At 46.7% G+C, this 17,914-nt stretch carries 22 protein-coding genes and 1 riboswitch; of the genes, 8 read left to right on the top strand and 14 right to left on the bottom strand.

Annotated features, from left to right (window positions below; genetic code table 11):
• Positions 1 to 49: 49 nt before the first annotated feature.
• Positions 50 to 652: a LytR/AlgR family response regulator transcription factor gene (locus tag ACLTOH_RS12310; protein ID WP_412224189.1), complete on the bottom strand. Its 603-nt coding sequence runs from the start codon at positions 650 to 652 to the stop codon at positions 50 to 52.
• Between the two features lie 88 nt (positions 653 to 740).
• On the opposite strand from ACLTOH_RS12310, the gene ACLTOH_RS12305 reads away from it, so the two are divergent.
• Positions 741 to 1,022: an IS3 family transposase gene (locus ACLTOH_RS12305; protein ID WP_022153383.1), complete on the top strand. Its 282-nt coding sequence runs from the start codon at positions 741 to 743 to the stop codon at positions 1,020 to 1,022.
• Positions 1,023 to 1,027: 5 nt separating this feature from the next.
• Positions 1,028 to 1,357: an IS3 family transposase gene (locus ACLTOH_RS12300; protein ID WP_227061970.1), complete on the top strand. Its 330-nt coding sequence runs from the start codon at positions 1,028 to 1,030 to the stop codon at positions 1,355 to 1,357.
• Positions 1,358 to 1,401: 44 nt separating this feature from the next.
• Here the strand turns inward: ACLTOH_RS12300 and ACLTOH_RS12295 are convergent, their stop codons facing one another.
• The 9 genes from ACLTOH_RS12295 to ACLTOH_RS12255 form a co-directional block, all read right to left on the bottom strand.
• Positions 1,402 to 1,653, bottom strand: a complete 252-nt coding sequence (locus tag ACLTOH_RS12295) for a zinc-ribbon domain-containing protein (RefSeq protein WP_117466691.1) — start codon at positions 1,651 to 1,653, stop codon at positions 1,402 to 1,404.
• A 10-nt stretch (positions 1,654 to 1,663) separates the two neighbouring features.
• Positions 1,664 to 1,888, bottom strand: coding sequence for a hypothetical protein (locus ACLTOH_RS12290; RefSeq protein WP_022153385.1), 225 nt, complete (start codon positions 1,886 to 1,888; stop codon positions 1,664 to 1,666).
• A 114-nt stretch (positions 1,889 to 2,002) separates the two neighbouring features.
• Positions 2,003 to 2,224 (bottom strand): hypothetical protein, encoded by a 222-nt coding sequence (locus ACLTOH_RS12285; protein ID WP_117466689.1) that lies wholly within the window; start codon positions 2,222 to 2,224, stop codon positions 2,003 to 2,005.
• Between the two features lie 215 nt (positions 2,225 to 2,439).
• Entirely contained in the window at positions 2,440 to 2,607 is a 168-nt protein-coding gene (locus ACLTOH_RS12280; protein ID WP_145985593.1) for a response regulator, read from the bottom strand.
• A gap of 5 nt (positions 2,608 to 2,612) precedes the next feature.
• Positions 2,613 to 3,953 (bottom strand): hybrid sensor histidine kinase/response regulator, encoded by a 1,341-nt coding sequence (locus tag ACLTOH_RS12275; RefSeq protein ID WP_118538356.1) that lies wholly within the window; start codon positions 3,951 to 3,953, stop codon positions 2,613 to 2,615.
• Complete coding sequence (locus tag ACLTOH_RS12270) at positions 3,940 to 4,074, bottom strand: hypothetical protein (RefSeq protein ID WP_255713338.1); 135 nt, start codon at positions 4,072 to 4,074, stop codon at positions 3,940 to 3,942. Before ACLTOH_RS12270 ends, ACLTOH_RS12275 begins: the two co-directional genes overlap by 14 nt.
• Before the next feature lie 95 nt (positions 4,075 to 4,169).
• Positions 4,170 to 4,270, bottom strand: a riboswitch (cyclic di-GMP riboswitch).
• Positions 4,271 to 4,278: 8 nt separating this feature from the next.
• Positions 4,279 to 6,045 (bottom strand): arginine--tRNA ligase, encoded by a 1,767-nt coding sequence (gene argS, locus ACLTOH_RS12265; protein ID WP_412224188.1) that lies wholly within the window; start codon positions 6,043 to 6,045, stop codon positions 4,279 to 4,281.
• A 160-nt stretch (positions 6,046 to 6,205) separates the two neighbouring features.
• Positions 6,206 to 6,868: an epoxyqueuosine reductase QueH gene (locus ACLTOH_RS12260; RefSeq protein WP_022153389.1), complete on the bottom strand. Its 663-nt coding sequence runs from the start codon at positions 6,866 to 6,868 to the stop codon at positions 6,206 to 6,208.
• A gap of 137 nt (positions 6,869 to 7,005) precedes the next feature.
• Positions 7,006 to 8,544 carry an alpha-amylase family glycosyl hydrolase gene (locus tag ACLTOH_RS12255; protein WP_412224187.1) on the bottom strand — a complete coding sequence of 513 codons (1,539 nt, stop codon included), beginning with the start codon at positions 8,542 to 8,544 and terminating at the stop codon, positions 7,006 to 7,008.
• Between the two features lie 196 nt (positions 8,545 to 8,740).
• Between ACLTOH_RS12255 and ACLTOH_RS12250 the strand changes: the two genes are divergently transcribed.
• From ACLTOH_RS12250 to ACLTOH_RS12225, 6 genes are all read left to right on the top strand, one after another.
• Complete coding sequence (locus tag ACLTOH_RS12250) at positions 8,741 to 9,490, top strand: FRG domain-containing protein (protein ID WP_118550627.1); 750 nt, start codon at positions 8,741 to 8,743, stop codon at positions 9,488 to 9,490.
• A gap of 137 nt (positions 9,491 to 9,627) precedes the next feature.
• Complete coding sequence (locus ACLTOH_RS12245) at positions 9,628 to 10,734, top strand: ABC transporter ATP-binding protein (protein WP_412224186.1); 1,107 nt, start codon at positions 9,628 to 9,630, stop codon at positions 10,732 to 10,734.
• Positions 10,735 to 10,749: 15 nt separating this feature from the next.
• The gene (locus ACLTOH_RS12240) at positions 10,750 to 11,643 is read left to right on the top strand and encodes a carbohydrate ABC transporter permease (protein ID WP_118669485.1); all 894 of its coding nucleotides are present in this window, start codon (positions 10,750 to 10,752) and stop codon (positions 11,641 to 11,643) included.
• A gap of 17 nt (positions 11,644 to 11,660) precedes the next feature.
• The gene (locus tag ACLTOH_RS12235) at positions 11,661 to 12,539 is read left to right on the top strand and encodes a carbohydrate ABC transporter permease (protein WP_118669486.1); all 879 of its coding nucleotides are present in this window, start codon (positions 11,661 to 11,663) and stop codon (positions 12,537 to 12,539) included.
• Positions 12,536 to 14,131 (top strand): ABC transporter substrate-binding protein, encoded by a 1,596-nt coding sequence (locus ACLTOH_RS12230; protein ID WP_412224185.1) that lies wholly within the window; start codon positions 12,536 to 12,538, stop codon positions 14,129 to 14,131. Before ACLTOH_RS12235 ends, ACLTOH_RS12230 begins: the two co-directional genes overlap by 4 nt.
• A gap of 199 nt (positions 14,132 to 14,330) precedes the next feature.
• Positions 14,331 to 15,179, top strand: a complete 849-nt coding sequence (locus ACLTOH_RS12225; RefSeq protein ID WP_022312838.1) for a hypothetical protein — start codon at positions 14,331 to 14,333, stop codon at positions 15,177 to 15,179.
• Positions 15,180 to 15,393: 214 nt separating this feature from the next.
• On the opposite strand, the gene ACLTOH_RS12220 is transcribed toward ACLTOH_RS12225, so the two are convergent.
• The 4 genes from ACLTOH_RS12220 to ACLTOH_RS12205 form a co-directional block, all read right to left on the bottom strand.
• Positions 15,394 to 15,951: an NUDIX hydrolase gene (locus ACLTOH_RS12220; protein WP_119623505.1), complete on the bottom strand. Its 558-nt coding sequence runs from the start codon at positions 15,949 to 15,951 to the stop codon at positions 15,394 to 15,396.
• Between the two features lie 36 nt (positions 15,952 to 15,987).
• Complete coding sequence (locus ACLTOH_RS12215; RefSeq protein ID WP_118538402.1) at positions 15,988 to 16,494, bottom strand: GNAT family N-acetyltransferase; 507 nt, start codon at positions 16,492 to 16,494, stop codon at positions 15,988 to 15,990.
• A gap of 182 nt (positions 16,495 to 16,676) precedes the next feature.
• On the bottom strand, positions 16,677 to 16,976 hold the full coding sequence (locus ACLTOH_RS12210; RefSeq protein ID WP_412224184.1) for a Dabb family protein: 300 nt from the start codon (positions 16,974 to 16,976) through the stop codon (positions 16,677 to 16,679).
• A gap of 38 nt (positions 16,977 to 17,014) precedes the next feature.
• The gene (locus tag ACLTOH_RS12205; protein ID WP_118731393.1) at positions 17,015 to 17,824 is read right to left on the bottom strand and encodes a hypothetical protein; all 810 of its coding nucleotides are present in this window, start codon (positions 17,822 to 17,824) and stop codon (positions 17,015 to 17,017) included.
• Positions 17,825 to 17,914: the final 90 nt, after the last annotated feature.

Below are 17,914 nucleotides of genomic sequence, written 5' to 3'. Positions count from 1 at the left end.
AGAGAAAACTGCGCCACAGCCTTCGAAGGCCATCGCGCAGCGATTTAGTTCAATAATAATTTACCAGATAAGACTGATGTACTCTCAAAAAAGGTATTTTTCCATCTGACATTTTTTGTTCTATCTCTGACAGTTTCCCGTTAAATGTGTAATGCTCCCCGTTTTGCGTATATATTGTAACTTTCCTGGCATTGCTTTCAAAGTATAAAATCTCTTTACATAGAATTTTATATTCTTCATGCTTATAAGAAAAGGTAAAATAGACCATTTTACTGCAGACTCTCTGATAAGTTTCCAGAAATGTCTTTGTCAATATCTCCTCATCGATTGGTTTCTTTATAAATCCAAATACATCCAACCGGAACAATTCCATCATATATTTATCATAGCCTGATACATAAATCAGAAGTACATTATCATCCACCTTCCGTATATTTTCAGCCGCAGTGATGCCATCGCCACCCTTCATCTGAATATCCAAAAAGATGATGTCATACTTTGTTCCTGATGTAACCTGCCTTTTGAGTTCCCTACCACTGTAAAAAACATCAATATTCACGGGAATGCTTTCCCGCTTGCATACTTCAGAAATTATATGCTCTATCTGATTCACAATTACATTTTCATCATCACAAACAGCAATTCTTATCATGTGTACTACCTGCATTATACTTATAAAAGTGGACACATTGGTTAAATAGACTTACTATTAACATAGACACCAAAAGGAGGTATCTTTTATGTCCACAAAACAACATTACGATGAGGATTTCAAACGAACCCTCGTTGAGCTTTACCACAATGGTAAAACTCAGGCCTCTCTTATCAAAGAGTACGGCGTATCTCAAACTGCTCTTTCCAGATGGGTCAAACAGTATTCAACTGTTGAAACTGATGACGGTGAAGTTCTTACTGCAAAGCAGGTGAAAGAGCTTCAAAAACGTATGGCTCAGCTGGAAGAAGAAAACCAAATACTAAAAAAAGCGATTGCCATATTCACGCCACACTCAAGCAACGATTAGATGCCGTGCATAAGCTGCGTCATCAATACGATATCAAAACTCTTTGTCGAGTTCTTCGCATAAATCGCAGTACTTATTACAAGCACTTTTATTCAGATTTAGCACCTCGTACAAAAGAAAATCCGTTGATTCGTAAGCACCTTTTACAAATCTATACTGATTACGATAACTCTCTTGGTGCTTACAAGATCCGTCGTGTATTAGAACGTGATTATGGCATAAACATCAGTCTCGGCAGAGTGGACCGCCTGATGAACACTATGAATCTACCAAAACGTTCCACAGAAAAACCAAAATGGAAAGGTGCCTGGAAAGACAATGGTCCTTGTGAGTAACACTCCCTTTTGAAATCGAGACAGATTCACGTCCCCTCTCGCTTTTAAAATTTCTTACCGCACTTTGGGCAATACTCAAAATTTTCTGCTGTCTCATACCCACAGTAATTGCAATGTTTATAGTTATACCCATAGGTCACTTTTGAAATTCTCTGCAAATGCTCCGGGCGAATCAGTACCTGCTCTCCCCGGGCAATGGCCTTTCCCATCTCCGGATCCAGTTCATACAGCGTATTACAGCAGCTTGTCCGCACATAATAGTGCTTATTCCACTTAATACACGGTATGAAAAACATAGCCCGTCTCCTATCTCACCAGTCCCATGTTGCTTCTGTATTCCTCATTCAGCTGCCGCAGTTCCTTCTCCCCGTTAATGTACGGTTCATAAAATGTATCCACGGAACCACCGCCCAGATTATCACAACCGTTGCAGAAGTCACAGGCTCCACCGCACTGGTTCAAACCCTCCTGTATAATGCGGATCCGCTCTTCTCTCGTTGTATCTTTGATCAGTATACTTTTGATCTCCATATGCCATCACCTTTCCTGATTTATCAATACTATATATCAATAATAATGAAACTGCCTGATATGCGATAACTTTATTTTACCACACATCAGGCAGTCTGTTATCATTTTATTTCTTTACCCCGGCAATATCATCCGGATCCCGGCCTTGATAATTCCGATCCCTACCGGTATTAAAATGATTGTACAGCAGAAGATCACTCCCACGCCCGACAGGATGAGGCCGATGGGCAACAGGATCAGCAGCCACACACAGGCCTTTAAAATTGCCCCGGTAATCTTATATGCGATTCCGAATAAAATGGTTAACAGCAACAGACACAATATAAATGAAATCATAATTTTTCTCCTTTCCATAATGTAGGCCACATGCTTCACAGAAAAAACTCCTGTCTTTGTAGCTATTATATCCGGTTGTCCCACCATTTTCAGTACGTAATGTTGCACGATAAGTCATCCTAATATAGGAAAAGGACAGAGGATATCCTCTGCCCTTTTCTAGGCTGTTTCTATGCTGTTTCTTCAGGAATGGTCCCGGAACATAATGCATTCCTTCACTGTTTCCAACAGCTTCTTTTCATCCATCGGCTGTTGATAATGTCTTCCGCAAAGGCATTGGCGCTCATGGCAATGATGGGGACATTTCCGGCATCCGACCGTTTCATGGACCGGATCCTGCGGGTGGCATCCCAGCCATTTAGCTTCGGCATCATAATGTCCATGAAGATCACATCGTAATATCCCAGCTCAGATTTTTGAACTTTTGTACCGCCTCTTCTCCGTCTGCAGCGCACTCTACGTGGATCCCGTAATCCTCCAGCATGAATTTTGTGATCTCCATGTTGAGTTCATTGTCCTCTGCTAACAGCGCCCGCAGACCTTCCACCGGGATTTCCTCATAGTTTACGTTCTTCTCCTTCTCCACCGGTTCCCCGATTTTGAACGGAAGTGTCATGGTCACAGTAGTTCCGACGCCTTTTTTACTCTCTATGGCAATGTCTCCATCCAGCCTGTCCACGATTTTCTTTGCAATGGCAAGTCCCAGTCCTGTGCCTTCGTACCTGGATCTGCTGGTCTCATTCTCCTGCGTGAACGGTTCAAAAGCATGTTCCAGAAAGGTTTCACTCATGCCGATACCAGTATCGGCACAGCCGAATTCATAGACTACCCGCTCCTCGTCCGCATATTTTTCTGCACACCAGACACGCACACTGCCGCCCGGTCCGGTAAATTTAACCGCATTATCAGAAATATTGGTCAGCAGTCTCTCCACATAGATTGGATTCCCTGCCAGATCCATATGGCGGATATCACTCTGTTCCCAGTCAACAATATATTCCACATTCTTTTCTGCCGCCTGCTTCTGCTTGCCGAGGTTAACCCGGTTCAGCAGTTCTGCCAGATTAAACGGAATCTCCTGTTCCACTACACCTCCCGACTCCAGTTTGTTCATATCCAGAATATCATTCACGATAGAGACCAGATACTTCGATGAAGTCATGATCTGTTCCCGGCACTTTCTCTGTACCTCCAGATCATCCGGATAACGGTTTGCCAGATTCAGCGTGCCGATAATGCCATTCATGGGTGTCCGGATATCATGACTCATATTTGACAGGAAACGGGCCTTCAAAGCTGCTGCCTTCCTGGCTTCCTCCACCTGATACATCAGTTCATGTTCCCACTTCTTGGTATCGCTGATGCTGCGGATCAGGCAGAGCACATGGGTCAGTACACCGTTTTCGTCTCTCTTTTTTTCCACAAAACGGAGTCTGTGCCAGTCGCCATCCTTCATCCGGTATTCTAGGACTAACGTCTCTTCATTCTTCATGCGTTCCGGCAGGGTCTTCAGATCCACAAATTTGAAAAATGCCTCCTGATACTCCTCCGCCACGTATTGTCTGCATACCTTTTCATTGCTTTCCGACAGCTTTCCCGATTTCGTGAACTTCAGATGCTCGGTATCCCGGTTATTGATCTCTTCGAAATAATCTGCCTGAATATCGATCCGTGAAATATACTGGTAAGTTCTGGCGATGGAGGAAATGATCTCGTTACTCAGCTTCACTTTCTCCAATGTGTCCTGTAACTGCTTCTGGATTGCTTTTTCTTTGTACAGAATGCTGTCTATATTCCGGCAATAATTTATTCAGGATGTCATTTTCGTTCTGCTCATAGTTTAAAGACATCGTTTTCCCCTTCTACGGCACAATAAAAGCCGTCTGCCAAAAATGTGCACTGACAGACGGCTCACGATAAACATACTCCCCTACACTCAGGAATCTGCTGCAACCGGCTGTCATAGTCTGATTTTTCTCTATGTTCAGACCTTAGACCCATCTGGCTTTGTGTCCCCGTTTTTCAGCGGGTTTACTAAATAGATATTATTTTTATTACATTTTCTCCGGAGCTTCGAATCCCAGCATATCAATACAGGTCTCCAGGATATCTCTGGTCAGCACTAAAAGTGCTACCAGTCCCTGCTTACGCTCCTCATTCTCTTCGCCTAAGATCTTGGTCTCATGGTAGAAGTGGTTGAACGCATTGGCAAGATCGTAAATATAGGCACATACCTTATGGGGTGCCAGTTCTTCTCCAGCGGTAGCGATCATGGTATTGAACTGTGCCAGTTCCATGGCAAGCTCTTTCTCGGACGCATTACCGGGCTGCTGTAATTTTACAGCGGTCAGGTCTCCGCCCTGCTCCTTGTATTTATTCAAAATAGACTTGATTCGCACAATGGTATACAGGATGTAGGGGCCGGTATCTCCCTCGAAGGAGGTGAAACGGTCGATATCAAAAACATAATCCTTGGATGCCTGATTGGACAGATCACCGTATTTTAACGCGGAGATAGCTACCACGTCCGCTACCTTTCTCGCCTCGGCATCTTCCATATCGCGGCCTTCCTTGATCTTTTTGTACATCTCATCCTGGGTATCCTTGATCAGGTTCTCGAGACGCATAACACCGCCCTGTCTGGTCTTGAAGGGTTTGCCATCCTTGCCGTTCATGGTACCGAAGCCCAAGAACTTCAGCTCGGTCTCGGGTTCTACCAATTTCGTCTTGCGGGCACAGCGGAATACCTGCTCGAAGTACAATTCCTGACGCTTGTCCACCACGTAGATCAGCTCGTCGGGATGATACAGCTTCATACGCTCCATAATAGTAGCCAGGTCTGTGGTATTGTACAGAGAGGCCCCGTCGGACTTTAAGATCATGCAGGGAGGGATCTCCTTGGTGTCGGTATCTTCCTTGACATCCACTACCAACGCACCCTCACTTAAGTGTGCATAGCCGTTGTCCTTCATATAAGCGACCATCTCCGGGATGATGTCATGGACATCGCTCTCTCCCTTCCACAGATCGAATTCTACGTTTAATTTGGAATAATTCTTCTTCAGGTCGTTCACAGACACATTGATAATGTGCTTCCACAGGGCACGGTAGCCTCTGACACCGCTCTGTAATTTGAAGGTTGCCTCCATTGCCTTTGCCTTGTACTCGGGATCTTCCTTGGACTTTGCACTGGCTGCTGGATAGATCTCCTCCAGTTCGCTGATGGTAAAAGGTGCCTCTTCGGGATATTCCCCGGTGTAGTTCTCATCAAAATATACCAGATCCGGCTGTCTCTCCTGTAAACCGGTGATGACCAGACCCATCTGTAATCCCCAGTCACCCAGATGCACATCACCGATAACCTCATGTCCCACATAGCGGCTGATGCGTTTTACGCTCTCACCGATCACTGCGGAACGTAAATGTCCCACATGCAGAGGTTTTGCCACGTTGGGGCCGCCGTAGTCGATAATGATCTTCTTGGGATGTTCGGGCTTCTCCAGACCGAATTTTTCATTTGCCTCCATGCCCTGTAAATAGGTGAGCAAAAATGTCTCACTGACCTTCAGGTTCAGGAATCCGGGGGCTACTGCCACCACTTCGGAAAATACCTTGCTGTCTTTTAACTGCTCTGCCACGTCGTTTGCGATCATGATGGGGGCTTTTTTATACAGCTTGGCTCCCGCCATGGCGCCGTTACACTGATATTCGCACAGGTCAGGACGGTTGGAAAGCATTACTTTTCCTAAGCTTCCGTCATAGCCTGCTGCGGTAAATGCCTGCTGCATTTCCTCTGTCAGCATTTCTAAAAATTTCTTCATGTCAGTCAATCCTCATACCTTTCAGTAATCTGCCGGTATTCCGTTACTTCCTGTAATGTACCGGAATATCTTGTGCAGTCACAATTTCTATCTCTCACGCTTCTGCGCTGTTTTCAATATTTCTACTATATCCTAAAATTCCTCATCCCGCAAGACGCAATTACGCATTTGCAATCTGTGCTTCCCGCTCCGCCTTGGAAAAGGCACAGCCGCAGTAATTCTGCCGGTACAGCTCATACTCTGCGGACAGTTCGATGGATCTCTTATACCCGTTCTTTTTCTTGAAATCCGAGGGCAGCCAGGGGATACCATATTCCCCGGACAGTGCCTGCCCGATCTCATTGATCTTCGCCGCATTTTTCAGAGGGCTGATGGTCAGGGTCGTGGCAAAATAGTCATAACCGCCATCTGCCGCCAGCTCCGCAGTCCTGCGCAGCCGCAGGTCGAAGCAGCGGAAGCACCTCTCTCCCCCTTCGGGACAGTTCTCGTAGCCCTTCGCCATCTCATAAAAACGCTCCGGTTCATAATCTCCCTCCACGATGTCGATGGGCCATCCCTTTTCTTCTTTATTATAAGCGTCGATCAGACGCTTCTGCTCCGCCACGCGCTTTCGGTATTCTTCCGAAAAGGAAATGTTGGGATTGTAATAAAATACCGTGATCAAAAAATAACGGCACAGATATTCCAGACAATAGCTGCTGCATGGTGCACAGCAGCTATGCAGAAACAGGCGGGGCGGCCGGTAATCCGACGCTGCCTCGCCCTTCTCCTGTAAGGTATTTAAAATTTTCTCTAATTCTTTCTGATAATTTACCTGATTCATACGGTTCTCTTTTCATTTATACTCTAGCATTACGCTCATTATAGCATATTTTTTTAGAGATGCCGCAATCATTTTTTCGAAAGCTCCTCCGTTACGCCAGACTGATCATCCACTTCTTTTAAAATACATTCTACCAACTACAACAGATAAAATCCGGCGCTGCCCCCGGGCACAGTAACCTTTCCGCCTGCAAATGCAGCTTCCCCGCCGAAGATATACAAAGCTTCCTTTACCGCATAGTCTCCGTCGAAGCTGGCCTCTCTGTCCGCCGGATTGATGATGACCAGAATCTTCTCCTTGTCGTCACTGCGCAGATACGCCAGAGGATATTGTTTTTCCTCGGCATAGACAAACTCGATCTCTCCACGGCTCTGCAATGCGCTGTGCGCCTGACGGATGTTAATTAATTTCTGAATCTCATGATACAGGGAATCCGGATCTGCCATCTGCGCTTCCACCGTGGGACGGTCTGCAGATTCATCTTGTTTGACATAGAGCTTTTCCTTCGGTGCTGCGCTGAAACCGGCGTTGGTGGTATGATCCCACTGCATGGGCGAGCGGGAACCGGTGCGTCCGTAACCGCCCTCTACGGAGTGCAGATTTTCCACATAGCGCATACCAATCTCATCACCGTAATACAGGAACGGTGCACCTGGCATGGACAGAAGGAATGCAAATGCCACCTTTAATTCCTCCCCATGAATGCTTCTCGCCAGACGATCCATATCATGGTTGCCGGAGGGAATACAGATCAGACCCTTGCGCTGTGCCTTTTCATAATTTTCCTTATATTTCTCCACGAAGGCTGCCACATCGCCTTTACCTCTTCCGGAGAAGAAAGGCTCCTCGCAGCGGAACAGATCGTTATAATGAGACGGTCCAAAATGAAGTAAAAAGTCCATATGGAAGCCGCCCTGCAGGGACTTGTCCGGTTCTCCCCATTCGGATACCAGCACTGCCTCGGGGAACTCTGCATCCAGGAACGCTCTTACCTTTCTCCACAGAGCAATGTTTCCCTTGCTGTCCTCATCATTTTTCACCAGAGAACCTGCCATATCCACACGGAAGCCGTCACAGCCCATGCCGATCCAGAACCGCATGACATTTTCCATCTCTGCAAGCGTCGCCTTAGGACCCGGATCATCGGGATCCTGCTGCCAGTCCTGTGTCTTTTTATAAAATCCGTAATTGAGTGCCGGCTGGTGTGCGAAAAAGTTCACGATCACTGAGCCCTCTCTCTCGGAGATACCGCACAGACTTCCCATGTTTTCCAGCTGTCCCCAGGTGCTGTCGGTCCAGATATAACGATCAGTAAATTCATTACGATCTGCCTTACAGGACTCCTTAAACCAGGGATGTGCCACAGATGTATGTCCCGGCACCAGGTCTAACAGGATATGCATATTCCGCTTGTGTACTTCGTTAAACAGGCGCTTCAGGTCCGCATTGGTGCCGTATCTGGGAGCTGCCTGATAGTAGTCCGCCACATCATAGCCTGCGTCTCCGAAGGGGGATGCAAAACAGGGATTCATCCAGATCGCATTACATCCCAGTTCCTTAATATAATCCAGTTTTTCTATGATACCCTGAAAATCACCGATACCGTCACCATTGGTATCCAGAAAAGACTGGGGATAAATTTCATAAAAGATTGCATTATCAAGCCATTTTGCCATAGTGTACTCCTTCCTGTGTGCTTTATTTTTATTATAAAAACGTTTTCCGTATTCTTTCTTTTACCATACCACAGAATGGATACTTGTACAACTGAGAAAAACCATCTATAATAAAGTAGCTTGATGCCCCGATATGCGAATAGCACAAAACAATCCGCAGGCATCCAACTAGGATAAAATAAGAACGAGGTCTATCATGTTAACACAAAAAGTAAGCACCATCGATGAACTCCTGCAGTTCGTCAGTACGTTACGCCAAAAGCACGGCGTCCGCCTCTGGTTCCGCGGGGAAGAGAACGCGGATCTGACTCTGATCCCTTCCATCCAACGAAGCCAGAAAAGACTGGACTCCGAACGCTATATTGCCAATGATTTCTATATCCGGGCGAGACAGATCCTGGACAATCCTCCCGACAAACACAATTACGCCGGCTGGGTCTCCCTGATGCAGCACTACGGTCTGCCCACGAGAATGTTAGACTGGACTCAGTCTCCCCTGATCGCCGTATTTTTCGCCACGGAGACTTACCGGGAGACTCCGGACACCGATGCCTGCGTCTGGGTACTGACACCGGGTCTGTTGAACGAGAAGGAAGGCTTCGGCAACTGCATCTATCCCATTGATGCGGACACCACCCAGGAAATGCTGCTGCCCGCCTTCAAACACAACCACCACAATCCGGAATTGAAAAACAAGATCCTGGCTTGCAGCTCCACGGAAAACAACCTCCGCATGTATTCCCAGTACTCCAACTTCACCGTACATAACTCTCTGGAACGTCTGGAAGACATCTGCGATGAAAATATGCTGTATAAGATCATTATTCCCTCCGGGCGGAAACAATACTTTATTGAAAGCCTGCGGGTATTCGGCATCTCCGAAAGCTTCGTATACCCCGACCTGGATCATATATCGAATGATTTGAAAGATTCCTATGGAATCTGAAAATCATTTGCGATTTTGAAGGACTCCTATGGGATTTAGGTTCAAAAGCGTGATAACGCGGCTTTTCGAATGGCGCGGACTGAACTGGTCAGCCATTTTGAATTCATTAGATTCATTATAAGAAAGGAAATATACACATGAAAATCGTATTACAGCATCTGACCAAGAAATTCCCCGCCCGCGGTCCTGTCCGCGGCAGGAAGAACCGTGAGGATGTCATTGCCGTGAATGACTTCGACTTCGAGATCCCCGACGGCAAGCTGATCGGACTCTTAGGTCCCTCCGGCTGTGGCAAAAGTACTGCCCTGAATCTGATCTGCGGTCTGCTGAAACCCACCGATGGCAAAATCTTTTTCGGCGAAGATGATGTCACCGGACTTCCTCCCGAGAACCGCGGTGTCGGCATGGTGTTCCAGAACTATGCCCTCTACCCCCACCTCACTGTGGAGAAAAATATTCAGTTCCCCTTAGAGAACCTGAAGGGTGCTGACAAGCTTTCCAAAGAAGAGATGAGCAAGCGCGTGCTGGAAGCAGCAAAGCTGGTACAGATCGACCACCTGTTAGAGCGCAAACCCAATGAGCTCTCCGGCGGTCAGCAGCAGCGTGTTGCCATCGCCAGAGCCTTAGTCAAGCTGCCTCGCGTTCTTCTTTTGGATGAGCCCCTCTCAAATCTGGATGCCAGACTCCGTCTCCAGACCAGAGAAGAGATCCGCCGGATCCAGCAGGAGACACAGATCACCACCATCTTCGTTACCCACGATCAGGACGAAGCCATGAGCATCTCCGATATGATCGTCGTGATGAAGGACGGTATCGTACAGCAGATCGGCAAGCCCCAGAACGTATACGATGATCCCGTGAATCTGTTCGTTGCAAAGTTCCTCGGCACGCCTCCCATCAATGTATTTTCCGGTGAGGTAAAAAATGAGCAGTTATACATTGGCTCCGAGGCTGTCCTGTCCACTCCCGGAGTAGCGGACCAGCCCGTGCATGTCGGCATCCGCCCGGAAGGCTTCATCTTAAAAGAGGACGGACCTCTCTCCTGCGATCTGGTGCGTCTGGAGGTCATGGGCCGGGATGTGAGCATTGTTTCCACCCATGAGAAATCCCAGAACGTTACCATCCGTTCCATCATTGATGCGGACGAAGGCAGATCTCTTCCCACCGGGAAAGTACATTTTGCCTTAAAGCCCGCAAAAGTATTTCTCTTTAGTACCGACACCGAAGAACGCATCCGTTTCTAGAAAGGCAGATATCCTATGGAAAAGCAAAATCTGAAAGCCTGGCTCTATCTCCTGCCGGCATTCCTGTTCCTGGGTGCTTTTATGATCTATCCTCTCATCGACGTATTCGTGTACTCCTTTGAAGAGGGTTACAATTCCGCATCCCAGACCTTTTACGGCGTAGGAATGTACAATTACTCCTATGTGCTCCACGATCCGTACTTTTTACAGGCATTGAAAAATACCTTCATTCTGGTCATCATCACCGTTCCGGTCTCCACCGGACTGGCGCTTTTGATCTCCGCTGCCTTAAGCTCCATCAAACCGCTGCGGGATCTGTTCCAGACCATATTTTTCCTGCCCTATGTGACCAATACTCTGGCGGTCGGTCTGGTCTTCATGATTCTTTTCAAAAAGACCCCTTACTCCGACGGTCTGATCAATCTGCTGATTCAGTTTTTCGGCGGCAGCTCCGTGGATTTCATCGACGGACCCTACTGGGCGAAAATGTTCGTGCTGTGCTTTTACACCATCTGGATCGTTATGCCTTTTAAGATTCTGATCCTGACCAGTGCTCTCGCCAGTGTGAACCCCATGTACTACAATGCGGCAAGAGTGGACGGCACTTCCCGTTTCCGGATGTTCACCAAGATCACACTGCCCATGATCTCCCCCATGGTATTCTACCTGATCATCACCGGCTTTATCGGCGCATTCAAAGCCTACAGTGATGCCGTGGCGCTGTTCGGCACGAACTTAAATGCCGCAGAGATGAATACCATTGTCGGCTACGTCTACGATATGCTCTACGGTGACAGCGGCGGCTATCCTTCCTATGCTTCCGCAGCGGCGATCCTGCTGTTTGCCATCGTCCTGACCATCACCTGCATCAATCTGCTGGTCAGCAAAAAGCATGTCCACTATGTATAGGAAAGGAGGTCTTTGTGATGTCTGATGTTACATCTGATTATGAAAAAATCGAGAAACGCACCCGGATCCGCGGCAATATCCGCAATGGGATCGTCTACTTTTTTCTGTGTCTGTGGGCACTGATCGTACTGTTCCCTTTTTACTGGATGGTACTGACCTCCGTAAAAAGCTACGGCTCCTATAATGCAGAATATATTCCGAAGTTTTTCACCCTGTCTCCCACTTTGCAGAACTACGTGGACGCTTTTACCACTGTTTCTCTGGGAAGATACCTGTGGAACACTTTGTTTTTCACCGTGGTCACCACTGCCATCATGCTGGTGGTCATCACCCTGGCAGCCTTCGCTTTTGCAAGGTTGAACTTTGCCGGAAAAGATCTGATCTTTACGTTATTTTTATCTCTGATGATGATTCCCAATGAACTGGTGGTCATTACGAATTTCACTACCATCACGAATCTGGATCTGCGCAATACCTTCACCGGTCTGATCCTGCCTTCCGTGACTAGCGTATTTTATATCTATCTGCTGCGGGAGAATTTCGCACAGATTCCGGACGAGCTGTATTATGCCGCCAAGGTAGACGGTACTTCCGATCTGCGATATCTGCGCAAGGTCATGGTGCCCATCTGCAAACCCACGCTGATCACCATCGTGATTCTGAAGGTTATTGAATGCTGGAACTCCTATGTGTGGCCCAGACTGATCACCGATGATCCGGATTACTATCTGGTATCCAACGGCATCCAGGAGATCCGTGAGAATGGTTTCGGCAGAGAGAACATCCCCGCCATGATGGCTGCGGTGGTCGTGATTTCCGTTCCTCTGGTGGTGTTGTTCCTCGTATTCCGTAAAAAAGTCATGGCAGGCGTTGCCAGAGGAGGTACCAAAGGATGAGTCGATTCAGCAAAAAACTGGCATTATTATGTGCCGTGGGCACTCTGTCTCTGTCCCTGACCGGCTGCCATGGTTCGAAAGGCCTGCCGGAATTCACTGTTCCTGAGGAATTCGATACTTCCAGGAACTATGAGATCACCTTCTGGGCGAAAAATGATACCAACAAAACCCAGACGGAAATCTACAAGAAAGCCATTGCGGATTTTGAAGCCCTGTATCCCAATATCACGGTGAACCTGAATCTATACACGGATTACGGCAAAATTTACAACGATGTCATTACCAATATTTCCACCAATACGACACCCAATGTCTGCATCACCTACCCGGATCACATTGCCACCTACCTCACCGGGCAGAATACCGTAGTTCCTCTGGATGACCTGTTTGCCGATGAAAAATACGGTCTGGGCGGCACGGAGCTTGCCTATGACGGTCCTGCCAGAGAAGAAGTCATTCCTCAGTTTTTGAATGAATGCTCCATCGACGGTCATTACTATGCCGTTCCTTACATGCGTTCCACCGAGGCCTGCTACGTGAATAAGACCTACGTGGAAAATCTTGGATATACTCTGCCGGATGTACTGACCTGGGACTTCATCTGGGAAGTCTCCGAGGCTGCCACCGCACAAAATGCGGACGGCACCTATGTAGTCAATGGGCAGAATGTACTGATCCCGTTTATCTACAAGTCCACCGACAATATGATGATCCAGATGTTAAAGCAAAAGAACGCAGGATATTCCACGGCTGACGGCAGCATTGAACTTTTCAACGATACTACCACGGATCTCCTGTATGGTATTGCCGGACATGTAAAAAGTGGTGCTTTTTCCACCTTCAAGATCTCCGGTTATCCTGCGAACTTCCTGAATGCCGGGCAATGTATTTTCGCCATTGATTCCACCGCCGGAGCCACCTGGATGGGTACGGACGCTCCGCTGTCGGATATCAGCGAGGATTCTCTGGTGCAGTTTGAGACCGCCGTGCGGATGATTCCCCAGTTTGACCCGGAACATCCCGAAATGATCTCCCAGGGTCCTTCCGTCTGCGTCTTCAATAAATCAGACTCCCAGGAAGTACTGGCATCCTGGCTGTTTGCCCAGTATCTGCTCACCAACGATGTGCAGATTGCTTATTCCGAGACAGAAGGCTATGTACCTGTAACCTCTAAGGCACAGAACTCCGCAGAGTATCAGGATTATCTGTCCGAATGCGGTGCGGATAACAGTACGCATTATGCGGTGAAAATTGAGGCTTCCAAACTGTTGCTTGACAACGTAGACAACACCTTCGTTACACCGGTATTTAACGGTTCCGCATCCTTACGTGATGCCTCCGGACAGTTGATTGAAAACGTGGTGAAGTCCACCCGCAGAAAAGAGACTGTGGATGATACCTACATACAAAAGCTTTACAGCGATGTAGAAAGCCTGTACCGTCTCGGTCAGGGAAGTGATGCCTCCTTCGGCAAAAAGGAACTGGGTGCCATGCCCCGGGCTTCCGTGATCCTGTTAAGCACACTTGCAGTCACCTGGGTTCTGATCCTCCTGTATGTAGGGCTGGAATATTTAAAAAACAGAAAGAAGTAATTTTTCAGCCCCATTCGTAAGATAATATCTGGTGGTATTATCCTGCGCATGGGGCTCTTTTTGCAAAAAGCCTTGATTTATCTTACGTTTCAGGTATAATGGAACTGTTCGGTGTCTGAATGCGCCGGATAAATTGAGGAGATGTCTGTGTATCTGCACAGACCCATATGCGCCACAAGCGCAGGAATGGAGGATTATTATGAAAAAGAAGACACTTGCATTAACCATGGCTATGGCTCTGGTTCTGTCTCTCGCTGCATGTGGAAACAGCAATGCAGACGTTGCTGCTGAATCTACCGCTGCTGCCACCACCGAGGCTGCTACTACCGAAGCCGCTACTACCGAAGCCGCTGCTACGGAAGCTTCTACCGAGGCTGCTGAAGCTGTTGCTGATGAGAAGTCCGAGGGTGTTATGACCTACGAAGAGTACATGGCTGCTGATCTCGATTCCGAAGTTGTGATCGAGGCTTATGTTCAGGCTAAACAGTCCTGGTGGGAAGATAAGGCTACCCTGTACACCCAGGATCAGGATGGTGCTTACTTCATCTACAATTCCGTATGTTCCGAAGAGGATTATGCTAAGCTGGTACCCGGTACCAAGATCAAAGTAACCGGTTATAAGACCGAGTGGTCCGGTGAAGTAGAGATTGCTGAAGGTGCTACCTTCGAGATCGAAGAGGGCAGCTACATCGCTCCCGTTACCGATGTGACCGATCTGTTAGGTACTGATGATCTGATCAACTATCAGAACCAGTTCGTAGCTTTCAAGGGTATGACTGTAGAAGCCAGCCAGGATGCCACCGGCAATGATGTTGCTTTCCTGTACAACTACGATGGTTCCGGTGAAGACGGTAACGACCTGTACTTCAACGTTTCTCTGAATGGTCAGACCTATACCTTCACCGTTGAGTCTTATCTGTGCGACAACACCACCGATGTTTACAACGCTGTAAAGAACTTAAAGATCGGTGACACCATCGATATGGAAGGTTTCCTGTACTGGTACGAAGGTGTGAACCCTCACATCACTTCCGTGACTGTGAAGTAATTTCATCAGATATTAAGCTATATTGACAATAAAAAGAACTGGCTTCCCAGGAAGACAGTTCTTTTTTATTGTCCACTTATATGCTTTACTTATCTGTTGCCAGGTACACCTGCGCATACCTATCTTCTCTCTGCCTGTCGGAATTCTTCTGCCTCCATCAGCGTCTCAGCGATCTCCTTCTCTGGCTCTACTATCTATGCGAAGTGATCAGCCTTTATTTTCTGCTCTCCAGCCATTGTTTCGCGATTTGGAATCCCTCCATGGGAACGCAGAATCGCTGATCTCTAGGCGGCTGCAATGCGGCATCCAGTTCCTCCATATCGAACCACTCCACACTCTCCACTTCCTCTTTTTGCAGGATAAGCTTCGCAACATCTACCGGCTTAGTGTACATATAGACGAATGCAACCTCGTTGTCCCGAAACATTTTTCCATGAAATTCCTTTTCGTATTGAATATCAAAGCATCCGGCGAATTGCAGCTCCTCTTTAGATGCCTGGATTCCCAGTTCTTCGTAAAGTTCCCGTATTGCAGATTCCTCCGGCTCGTCCCCCGCCTGAATATGTCCGGCGGAAGAAGTATCGAACCTCCCCGGAAAGCTGTCTTTTTCTGCAGAGCGTTTCTGCAATAACAACTGTGCCTTCCCATCCTGTTCTCTTATGATCCAGATATGGGCAGTTCTGTGACGGATACCCTTTTTATGTGCCTGTGTGCGTTCTATGCTCTCCCCTGTGGGAATGCCTTTTTCATCTACGATGTCAAAAAATTCCATGGTGTTATGGCTCCTTTGTGTTTCTTTGTAGCTTTCCTATCTAAGATCTAATACCATCAGATCAAAATCGTAGTATTCCCCGTCGATCTTAAAATACGCCGGCGAGGTCCCGATTTTCCGGAAGCCATATTTCTCATAGACATGAATAGCTCGTATATTATCGCTTCTAACTTCCAGATTGATCAGTTCTATCGTATGTTCTTTTGCATAATCAATAATCTTTTGCAATAGAGCACTGCCAATTCCCTGCCCCCATTCCGACTTGACCACAGAGATTCCGAATTCGGCGCGGTGGCTCATCCTTCTGGAAAATCCGCTTAGACTGGCATCTCCGATAATCTCTCCATTTTTCCATACTACATAGAGAACGGAATGTTCCTCCTTATTTATATTCTGTATAAATTTCTCTTCCTCTTCTGTCGAAATAGGAAGCCCTTCTTTTCCAAAGGACAGATAATCTGTCTCTCCACCTACCTGCGCTAAATATGCGATGATCTTCTCCGCATCTTCCGGCGTAGCTTCTCTGATATCAAATTCTTCCATAGCTGCCTCCAGCCCTTCTGTCATCTGTTAATAGATCTGACTTGCAATCGTATTAAAACCTGCACCAATACTTCCATCCAGCTGCTCCAGCGCATGTGCGGTCAATCTTCCGCAATCACAATAGCTGCCACAATGATTATCCTGCCGATCAGATGTTGGTATTCTTTCATGCTGATTTTCTTTTATTCGTAATCAAAAATGGTCTTAGTCTGAATATACTTCCCGTACTTTGCCTTCCATTCCTGATGGGTCGCAGAAGCATCGTACACAGGCAGCGCCTCCGGATCCATCTCCATTTCGATCATCAGGTCATGACGGTTCGGTCTCGGCGTCACATTTTCATAAATGTTCACCGTATGAACGCCTTCTATCTGCTTCGTCCGATTGAAGATCTTCTTGATGTCCGCAAGCATCTCCCTGCTCGCCGCATCCTCCCGGTTCCATATATTCTCTTTAAATTTTACAATGATCAGGTGCTTCATTTTGCATATCCCCCTTATTTTACTATTACTGATATGTTTTATCCTACCACGGCATCCCATTTGCTACAACCAAAATATTCCTGCAAGATCATTTCTACTTTGTCTGCATTCAGAGGACACTGCTTTGTTTCATAGGTGAGAATCAGATTTACCGAAGGAATGATACCATGTCGGCAATATAGCTTTATTTTGTCACAAGCATGATTGCAATAATCCGGATTATCCATCATCCCAAAGTGCTCCCAATAGAAATATTGTCCCGTAAAGGGATGTCGCATCACGAAGTCCGGATATAACATTATTCCATCCAAAATCAGTTTTTCTTCATAGTGGAATGGTATTTTGTTTTGATATAGTGCTCTGTCAATAATTGCTTCTGATTTAGACCGCAACATCTTCCCATGCGTTCCTTGTACCAATAAATTTTCCGGATGCTTTGTACATTTTTCATAGGGTTCCTCCTGCCACCGCTCTAGTTCCTTATCCAATGGTCTGAAATTCTTAGCCAGCAATTTTCCATATTCCGGATGATTTAATAGATGTTCGGAGTTTATTTTAATCTTGTCTGTCTTCTTCAAGTAGGCTTCCCATCCCGCTGCTTCACTCTCCAATTCCTTTTTTCTATACTCATAGTATTTCTTCAATGCCAGTATTTCTGCCTGATTTCTTTCGGTTTTCGGAAGATAGCGTATTCCATTTTCCTCTTTTACTTTCCATTTGTAGCGGTTTTCATTTTTGAAGCATTGCAATTCTCCTTGCGGAAATTTTTTGTCCAATTTTGTTATCTTTTCTAATTCCTTATTAATTTCTTCTATTCTGTTTTGTATATTTTCGCGTGTAGTTTTCACTTTTCCTCCTTCTGCACACTGGCTTCTTGATTTCCCCGGGGCTTATTCTTACTTTTCTTTCTCCTACGCCCCGGCTTCTTGACTTCCCCG

The sequence above is a fragment of the Waltera sp. genome (assembly GCF_046969025.1).
Classification (GTDB): Bacteria; Bacillota; Clostridia; order Lachnospirales; family Lachnospiraceae; genus Acetatifactor; species Acetatifactor acetigignens.
This window is presented reverse-complemented; position numbering and strand designations above follow the sequence as displayed.

What these genes read in the sequence shown, in the direction of transcription:
- ACLTOH_RS12310 (WP_412224189.1), bottom strand. Translation starts at nt 652, where the DNA reads ATGATAAGAATTGCTGTTTGTGATGATGAAAATGTAATTGTGAATCAG.
- ACLTOH_RS12305 (WP_022153383.1), top strand. Translation starts at nt 741, where the DNA reads ATGTCCACAAAACAACATTACGATGAGGATTTCAAACGAACCCTCGTT.
- ACLTOH_RS12295 (WP_117466691.1), bottom strand. Translation starts at nt 1,653, where the DNA reads ATGTTTTTCATACCGTGTATTAAGTGGAATAAGCACTATTATGTGCGG.
- ACLTOH_RS12290 (WP_022153385.1), bottom strand. Translation starts at nt 1,888, where the DNA reads ATGGAGATCAAAAGTATACTGATCAAAGATACAACGAGAGAAGAGCGG.
- ACLTOH_RS12285 (WP_117466689.1), bottom strand. Translation starts at nt 2,224, where the DNA reads ATGATTTCATTTATATTGTGTCTGTTGCTGTTAACCATTTTATTCGGA.
- ACLTOH_RS12280 (WP_145985593.1), bottom strand. Translation starts at nt 2,607, where the DNA reads ATGGACATTATGATGCCGAAGCTAAATGGCTGGGATGCCACCCGCAGG.
- ACLTOH_RS12270 (WP_255713338.1), bottom strand. Translation starts at nt 4,074, where the DNA reads ATGTCTTTAAACTATGAGCAGAACGAAAATGACATCCTGAATAAATTA.
- argS (WP_412224188.1), bottom strand. Translation starts at nt 6,045, where the DNA reads ATGAAGAAATTTTTAGAAATGCTGACAGAGGAAATGCAGCAGGCATTT.
- ACLTOH_RS12260 (WP_022153389.1), bottom strand. Translation starts at nt 6,868, where the DNA reads ATGAATCAGGTAAATTATCAGAAAGAATTAGAGAAAATTTTAAATACC.
- ACLTOH_RS12255 (WP_412224187.1), bottom strand. Translation starts at nt 8,544, where the DNA reads ATGGCAAAATGGCTTGATAATGCAATCTTTTATGAAATTTATCCCCAG.
- ACLTOH_RS12250 (WP_118550627.1), top strand. Translation starts at nt 8,741, where the DNA reads ATGTTAACACAAAAAGTAAGCACCATCGATGAACTCCTGCAGTTCGTC.
- ACLTOH_RS12245 (WP_412224186.1), top strand. Translation starts at nt 9,628, where the DNA reads ATGAAAATCGTATTACAGCATCTGACCAAGAAATTCCCCGCCCGCGGT.
- ACLTOH_RS12240 (WP_118669485.1), top strand. Translation starts at nt 10,750, where the DNA reads ATGGAAAAGCAAAATCTGAAAGCCTGGCTCTATCTCCTGCCGGCATTC.
- ACLTOH_RS12235 (WP_118669486.1), top strand. Translation starts at nt 11,661, where the DNA reads ATGTCTGATGTTACATCTGATTATGAAAAAATCGAGAAACGCACCCGG.
- ACLTOH_RS12230 (WP_412224185.1), top strand. Translation starts at nt 12,536, where the DNA reads ATGAGTCGATTCAGCAAAAAACTGGCATTATTATGTGCCGTGGGCACT.
- ACLTOH_RS12225 (WP_022312838.1), top strand. Translation starts at nt 14,331, where the DNA reads ATGAAAAAGAAGACACTTGCATTAACCATGGCTATGGCTCTGGTTCTG.
- ACLTOH_RS12220 (WP_119623505.1), bottom strand. Translation starts at nt 15,951, where the DNA reads ATGGAATTTTTTGACATCGTAGATGAAAAAGGCATTCCCACAGGGGAG.
- ACLTOH_RS12215 (WP_118538402.1), bottom strand. Translation starts at nt 16,494, where the DNA reads ATGGAAGAATTTGATATCAGAGAAGCTACGCCGGAAGATGCGGAGAAG.
- ACLTOH_RS12210 (WP_412224184.1), bottom strand. Translation starts at nt 16,976, where the DNA reads ATGAAGCACCTGATCATTGTAAAATTTAAAGAGAATATATGGAACCGG.